Source organism: Kluyvera sp. (genome assembly GCF_047971185.1).
In the GTDB taxonomy this organism is placed as follows: Bacteria; Pseudomonadota; Gammaproteobacteria; order Enterobacterales; family Enterobacteriaceae; genus Kluyvera.
Genome location: NZ_JBKDZH010000121.1, coordinates 24,534 through 31,569, shown reverse-complemented (window position 1 = coordinate 31,569; position 7,036 = coordinate 24,534). Strand labels below are relative to the sequence as shown.

At 60.0% G+C, this 7,036-nt stretch carries 5 protein-coding genes and 1 pseudogene; all 6 read left to right on the top strand.

Translation table 11 applies throughout. The features are described 5' to 3' along the window. Positions 1-21: 21 nt before the first annotated feature. Positions 22-939 (top strand): annotated as a pseudogene (mraY, locus tag ACK5JN_RS23295) (phospho-N-acetylmuramoyl-pentapeptide-transferase); the annotation flags it as partial. A 2-nt stretch (positions 940-941) separates the two neighbouring features. Next, positions 942-2,258 carry a UDP-N-acetylmuramoyl-L-alanine--D-glutamate ligase gene (murD, locus tag ACK5JN_RS23290; protein WP_416872317.1) on the top strand — a complete coding sequence of 439 codons (1,317 nt, stop codon included), beginning with the start codon at positions 942-944 and terminating at the stop codon, positions 2,256-2,258. Then, entirely contained in the window at positions 2,258-3,529 is a 1,272-nt protein-coding gene (gene ftsW, locus ACK5JN_RS23285; RefSeq protein ID WP_416872316.1) for a cell division protein FtsW, read from the top strand. The genes murD and ftsW overlap by 1 nt, the downstream gene beginning before the upstream one ends. Then, positions 3,526-4,593 (top strand): undecaprenyldiphospho-muramoylpentapeptide beta-N-acetylglucosaminyltransferase, encoded by a 1,068-nt coding sequence (murG, locus tag ACK5JN_RS23280; protein ID WP_416872315.1) that lies wholly within the window; start codon positions 3,526-3,528, stop codon positions 4,591-4,593. The genes ftsW and murG overlap by 4 nt, the downstream gene beginning before the upstream one ends. Before the next feature lie 53 nt (positions 4,594-4,646). Next, complete coding sequence (murC, locus tag ACK5JN_RS23275; RefSeq protein WP_416872314.1) at positions 4,647-6,122, top strand: UDP-N-acetylmuramate--L-alanine ligase; 1,476 nt, start codon at positions 4,647-4,649, stop codon at positions 6,120-6,122. Then, complete coding sequence (locus tag ACK5JN_RS23270) at positions 6,115-7,035, top strand: D-alanine--D-alanine ligase (RefSeq protein WP_416872313.1); 921 nt, start codon at positions 6,115-6,117, stop codon at positions 7,033-7,035. Before murC ends, ACK5JN_RS23270 begins: the two co-directional genes overlap by 8 nt. The last annotated feature ends 1 nt before the right edge of the window (position 7,036 follow it).

Here is a 7,036-nt window from a genome sequence, read left to right as displayed (position 1 = left end):
GATTAATTGTCGTTCGTTCCGGTCTTGCGTACCGAGTGTCCGGCGTCTGACTTGCTCAATAGCGGGACGTCTACGATGGGTTGGATCATGTTCATGACCGCCAGTTGCGGTTCCGTGCTGCTGTGGGCTTATCCTTCTAACCCGTACGTCTGTTGCGTGCTGACGGTACTGATCGTCTACGGCATTATCGGTTTTGTCGATGACTACCGCAAAGTGGTGCGCAAAGACACGAAAGGCCTGCTCGCCCGCTGGAAATACTTCTGGATGTCGGTGAGTGCGCTGGGTGTAGCCTTTGCGCTGTATCTGGCCGGTAAAGATACCCCGGCGACCGAGCTGGTGGTGCCGTTCTTTAAAGACGTGATGCCGCAGCTGGGCCTGTTCTACATACTGCTGGCCTACTTCGTGATTGTCGGCACCGGCAACGCGGTGAACATGACCGACGGCCTCGATGGCCTGGCGATCATGCCAACCGTCTTCGTGGCGGCCGGTTTTGCGCTGGTGGCGTGGGCGACCGGTAACATGAACTTTGCCAGCTATCTGCACATTCCTTACCTGCGACACGCGGGTGAGCTGGTGATCGTCTGTACGGCGATTGTCGGCGCAGGCCTGGGCTTCCTGTGGTTCAACACCTATCCGGCGCAGGTCTTTATGGGCGACGTCGGTTCGCTGGCGTTGGGCGGCGCGCTCGGCATTATCGCCGTGCTGCTGCGTCAGGAGTTCCTGCTGGTGATCATGGGCGGCGTCTTCGTGGTGGAAACCCTGTCGGTGATCCTGCAGGTCGGCTCCTTCAAGCTGCGCGGTCAGCGCATCTTCCGTATGGCGCCGATTCACCACCACTATGAACTGAAAGGCTGGCCGGAGCCGCGCGTGATTGTGCGCTTCTGGATTATTTCGCTGATGATGGTGATGATTGGCCTGGCAACGCTGAAGGTACGTTAATCATGGCAGATTACCAGGGTAAAAACGTTGTCATCATTGGTCTTGGACTGACCGGGCTGTCCTGCGTGGATTTCTTCCTTGCGCAGAACGTGACGCCGCGCGTGATGGATACCCGAGCGACCCCGCCCGGCGTGGACAAACTGCCGGAAACGGTAGAGCGTTACGTTGGCGGGCTGAATGAAGACTGGCTGATGGCGGCCGATCTGATCGTCGCCAGCCCTGGTATCGCGCTGGCGAACCCGGCGCTGAGCCGCGCCGCGGACGCGAGCATTGAGATCGTTGGCGATATCGAGCTGTTCTGCCGCGAAGCGCAGGCGCCGATTGTGGCGATCACCGGTTCCAACGGTAAAAGCACCGTCACCACCCTGGTGGGTGAAATGGCGAAGGCGGCGGGCGTCAACGTTGGCGTCGGCGGCAATATTGGCCTGCCAGCGCTGATGCTGCTGGATCCAGCACGCGAACTGTACGTCCTTGAGCTTTCCAGCTTCCAGCTGGAAACCACCTCCAGCCTGCACGCGGCGGCGGCCACGATCCTGAACGTGACTGAAGATCATATGGACCGCTACCCGCTGGGCCTGCAGCAATACCGCGCGGCCAAGCTGAAGGTCTATGAGAACGCCAAAGTGTGCGTGGTAAATGCCGACGACGGCCTGACCATGCCGGTGCGCGGCGCCGACGAGCGCTGCGTCAGTTTTGGCGTTGACGTAGGCGACTACCACCTCAACCGCCAGCAGGGCGAAACCTGGCTGCGCGTAAAAGGTGAAAAAGTATTAAACGTCAAAGAGATGCCGCTTACCGGGCAGCATAACTACAGCAACGCCCTGGCGGCGCTGGCGCTGGCGGATGCCGTCGGCCTGCCGCGCGCGACCAGCCTGAAAGCGCTGACCACCTTCACCGGGCTGGCCCACCGCTTCCAGATTGTGCTTGAGCACAACGGCGTGCGCTGGATTAACGATTCGAAAGCGACCAACGTCGGCAGTACCGAGGCGGCGTTAAACGGCCTGCACGTTGCGGGAACGCTGTACTTACTGCTGGGCGGTGACGGCAAATCCGCAGACTTTGCGCCGCTGCAGCGCTATCTGGGCGGCGACAACATTCGTCTGTACTGCTTTGGTCGCGACGGCGGTGAGCTGGCCGCGCTGCGTCCGGAAATCGCCACCCAGACTGAAACCATGGAACAGGCGATGCGCCTGATTGCGCCGCAGGTGAAGGCGGACGATATGGTGCTGCTGTCTCCGGCCTGCGCCAGCCTTGACCAGTTTAAAAGCTTTGAGCAGCGCGGCGACGTGTTTGCTCGCCTGGCGAAGGAGTTAGGTTGATGCGTTTATCGCTCCCGCGCCTGAGACTGCCTCAACTGAGGCTGCCGCGTTTGCCGGGCATGCGCGTTTTCGCGTGGCTGTTTGGCTGGCTGTATACCGCGCTTAAGGGCTGGGTGATGGGCTCTCGGGAAAAAGATACCGATAGCCTGATTATGTACGACCGCACGCTGCTGTGGCTGACGCTCGGCCTGGCGGCGATTGGTTTTATTATGGTGACCTCGGCGTCGATGCCGGTAGGGCAGCGCCTGGCGAACGATCCGTTCCTGTTCGCTAAACGTGACGGTCTGTATCTGATTCTGGCCTTCTGCCTGGCGATGATCACGCTGCGTCTGCCGATGTCGTTCTGGCAGCGCCACAGTACCTTCATGCTGATTGCCTCTATCTGCATGCTGCTGATTGTTCTGGTGGTGGGCAGCTCGGTGAACGGGGCGTCGCGCTGGATTGCCCTCGGCCCGCTGCGTATTCAGCCTGCCGAGCTGACCAAGCTGTCGCTGTTTTGCTATATCGCCAACTATCTGGTGCGCAAAGCGGACGAGGTGCGCAACAACCTGCGCGGCTTCTTAAAGCCGATGGGCGTGATTTTCGTGCTGGCGATTTTACTGCTGGCGCAGCCTGACCTCGGCACCGTGGTGGTGCTGTTTGTGACGACGCTGGCGATGCTGTTCCTCGCCGGCGCCAAGCTATGGCAGTTCATTGCCATCATCGGCATGGGTATTTCAGCGGTGGTGCTGCTGATCCTTGCCGAACCGTATCGTATCCGCCGCGTGACCTCCTTCTGGAACCCGTGGGAAGACCCGTTCGGCAGCGGTTACCAGCTGACCCAGTCGCTGATGGCCTTTGGCCGCGGTGAGATGTGGGGTCAGGGCTTAGGCAACTCGGTACAGAAACTGGAGTACCTGCCGGAGGCGCACACCGACTTCATCTTCGCCATCATTGGCGAGGAATTGGGTTATATCGGTGTGGTACTGGCCCTTTTAATGGTATTCTTCGTCGCTTTCCGCGCCATGTCCATCGGTCGCAAAGCGCTGGAGATTAACCAACGTTTTTCTGGCTTCCTGGCTTGCGCAATCGGCGTATGGTTCAGCTTCCAGGCGTTGGTGAACGTCGGGGCGGCGGCCGGTATGCTGCCGACGAAAGGCCTGACGCTGCCTTTGATCAGCTACGGTGGCTCCAGTCTTCTGATTATGTCGACTGCCATTATGTTCTTATTACGAATTGATTATGAAACTCGCCTGGAGAAAGCGCAGGCGTTTACCCGAGGTTCTCGATGAGCGGTCAAACAAAGCGGTTAATGGTGATGGCGGGCGGTACCGGCGGACATGTGTTCCCGGGGCTGGCGGTTGCGCACCATTTAATGGATCAGGGCTGGCAGGTACGCTGGCTGGGAACCGCCGATCGTATGGAGGCCGACTTAGTGCCGAAACACGGCATCGAGATTGACTTCATCCATATCTCCGGGCTACGCGGCAAAGGCCTGAAGGCGCTGCTGCTGGCACCGATGCGCATCTTCAACGCCTGGCGTCAGGCGCGTGCGATCATGAAGCGCTTTAAGCCGGACGTGGTGCTGGGGATGGGCGGCTACGTGTCTGGCCCCGGCGGCTTGGCGGCGTGGTCGCTGGGGATTCCGGTGGTGCTGCACGAGCAGAACGGCATTGCCGGGCTGACCAACAAATGGCTGGCGAAAATCGCCACCAAAGTGATGCAGGCTTTCCCTGGCGCATTCCCGAACGCCGAGGTAGTCGGTAACCCGGTGCGCGTAGACGTGCTGGCGCTGCCCTTGCCGGAGCAGCGTCTGGTCGGGCGCGAAGGGCCCGTTCGCGTACTGGTCGTGGGCGGTTCGCAGGGCGCGCGCGTCCTCAATCAGACCATGCCGCAGGTGGCGCAGCGTCTGGGCGAGGCGGTGACGATCTGGCATCAGAGCGGCAAAGGCGGCCAGCAGACCGTTGAGCAGGCCTATGCCGATGCCGGTCAGCCGCAGCATAAAGTGACCGAATTTATCGACGATATGGCGGCGGCCTATGCGTGGGCTGACGTGGTGGTCTGCCGTTCCGGCGCGCTGACGGTCAGCGAAATTGCGGCGGCGGGGCTGCCGGCGATTTTCGTGCCGTTCCAGCATAAAGACCGCCAGCAGTACTGGAACGCGCTGCCGCTGGAAAAAGCGGGCGCGGCGAAGATTTACGAGCAGCCGCAGTTTACGGCACAAGCGGTCGCGGACACGCTGGCAAGCTGGGATCGCAACACCTTGTTAGAGATGGCTGAACGCGCGCGCGCGGCGGCTATCCCGGATGCTACCGAGCGGGTAGCAAAAGAAGTGAGCCTGGCAGCAAAGGCTTAATCATTGCGGCGCGCTGGCGTCGCCCGAATTTTAGAAGTGATGGCGTTTAAAGAATGAATACACAACAACTGGCGAAACTGCGTTCTATCGTGCCCGAGATGCGTCGCGTCCGGCACATTCACTTTGTTGGCATCGGCGGCGCCGGGATGGGCGGTATTGCTGAAGTGCTGGCCAACGAAGGGTATCAGATCAGCGGTTCCGACCTGGCGCCAAACCCGGTAACGCAGCAGCTGAGCAAGCTGGGCGCCACCATTTATTTCAACCATCGCCCGGAAAACGTGCGCGATGCGAGCGTTGTTGTGGTGTCGACGGCGATCTCTGCCGATAACCCGGAGATCGTGGCGGCGCATGAAGCGCGTATCCCGGTGATCCGCCGCGCGGAGATGCTGGCGGAGCTGATGCGTTTTCGTCACGGCATCGCCATCGCCGGGACGCACGGTAAAACCACCACCACCGCGATGGTGTCCAGTATTTACGCGGAAGCGGGGCTGGACCCAACTTTCGTCAACGGCGGTCTGGTGAAAGCGGCGGGCGTGCATGCGCGTCTTGGCCACAGCCGTTATCTGATTGCGGAAGCCGATGAGAGCGATGCGTCGTTCCTGCATTTGCAGCCGATGGTGGCGATTGTCACCAACATTGAAGCCGACCACATGGATACCTACCAGGGCGACTTCGAAAATTTAAAGCAGACGTTTATTAATTTCCTGCACAATTTGCCGTTTTATGGTCGTGCCGTGATGTGCGTAGACGATCCGGTGATTCGCGAGCTGCTGCCGCGCGTGGGCCGTCAGATTACCACCTACGGTTTTAGCGACGACGCCGACGTGCGCGTTGAAGGCTATCAGCAGATTGGCCCGCAGGGGCACTTCACGCTGGTGCGTCAGGACAAAGAAAATCTGCGCGTCACGCTGAACGCGCCGGGCCGCCATAACGCGCTGAACGCGGCGGCGGCGGTGGCGGTGGCCACCGAAGAAGGCATCGACGACGACGCGATTCTGCGCGCGCTGGAAAGCTTCCAGGGCACCGGCCGCCGCTTTGATTTCCTCGGCGAGTTTCCGCTGGCGGAAGTGAACGGTAAAGAAGGTTCGGCGATGCTGGTGGACGATTACGGCCATCACCCGACGGAAGTGGACGCCACGATCAAAGCCGCCCGCGCCGGCTGGCCGGATAAAAAACTGGTGATGGTGTTCCAGCCGCACCGTTATACCCGTACGCGCGATCTGTACGACGATTTTGCGCACGTGCTGACTCAGGTCGACGCGCTGTTGATGCTTGACGTATACCCGGCGGGCGAAGCGCCCATTCCGGGAGCCGACAGCCGTTCGCTGTGCCGGACCATCCGCGGGCGCGGAAAAGTGGACCCGATTCTGGTCTCCGATCCGGCGCAGGTCGCGGAAATGCTGGCTTCAGTACTGACGGGTAATGATCTTGTCCTAATTCAGGGCGCGGGAAATATTGGTAAAATCGCGCGTAACTTAGCTGAAATCAAACTGAAGCCGCAAACTCAGGAGGAACCGCGTCATGGCTGATAAAATCGCGGTTCTTCTCGGCGGCACCTCCGCTGAGCGCGACGTGTCGCTGAACTCCGGCGCTGCGGTGCTGGCCGGGCTGCGCGAAGCCGGGATTGACGCTCACGCGGTCGACCCGAAAGAGACCGATGTTACCCAGTTGAAAAACAGGGGTTTTAAGAAAGCGTTTATTGCACTGCACGGTCGTGGTGGGGAAGATGGCACGTTACAGGGGCTGCTGGAGCTGATTCAGCTGCCTTATACCGGCAGCGGCGTCATGGCGTCGGCTATCTCCATGGACAAACTGCGCAGCAAACTGCTGTGGCAGGGGGCCGGATTACCGGTGGCGCCGTGGGTGGCGATTGAACGCCAGGCCTTTGAAAACGGGCTGTCTGAGGACGTTCAGACCCAGATTGCCGCTCTCGGGCTGCCGCTGATCGTCAAGCCAAGCCGGGAAGGTTCCAGCGTTGGCATGTCGAAGGTGACCGAAAGCGCGGAGCTGGCCCCGGCGTTAGCGCAGGCGTTTCAACACGATGATGAAGTTCTGATTGAAAAATGGCTCAGTGGGCCTGAATTTACGGTGGCGGTGCTCGGTGAAGAAATTTTACCGTCAGTTCGCATCCAACCGGCCGGAACCTTCTATGATTATGAGGCGAAGTATCTCTCTGATGAGACGAAATATTTCTGCCCTGGTTGTGAAGAATCAGCCCAGGAAGAGGCAATGCAATCTCTGGTGCTGAAAGCCTGGAAAGTTTTAGGTTGTCAGGGGTGGGGTCGTATCGACGTCATGCAGGACAGCGACGGGCAGTATTATCTGCTGGAGGCGAACACGTCTCCGGGGATGACCAGCCACAGTCTGGTGCCGATGGCGGCACGTCAGGCGGGAATCAGTTTCTCGCAGCTGGTAGTACGAATTCTGGACCTGGCGGGGTGAT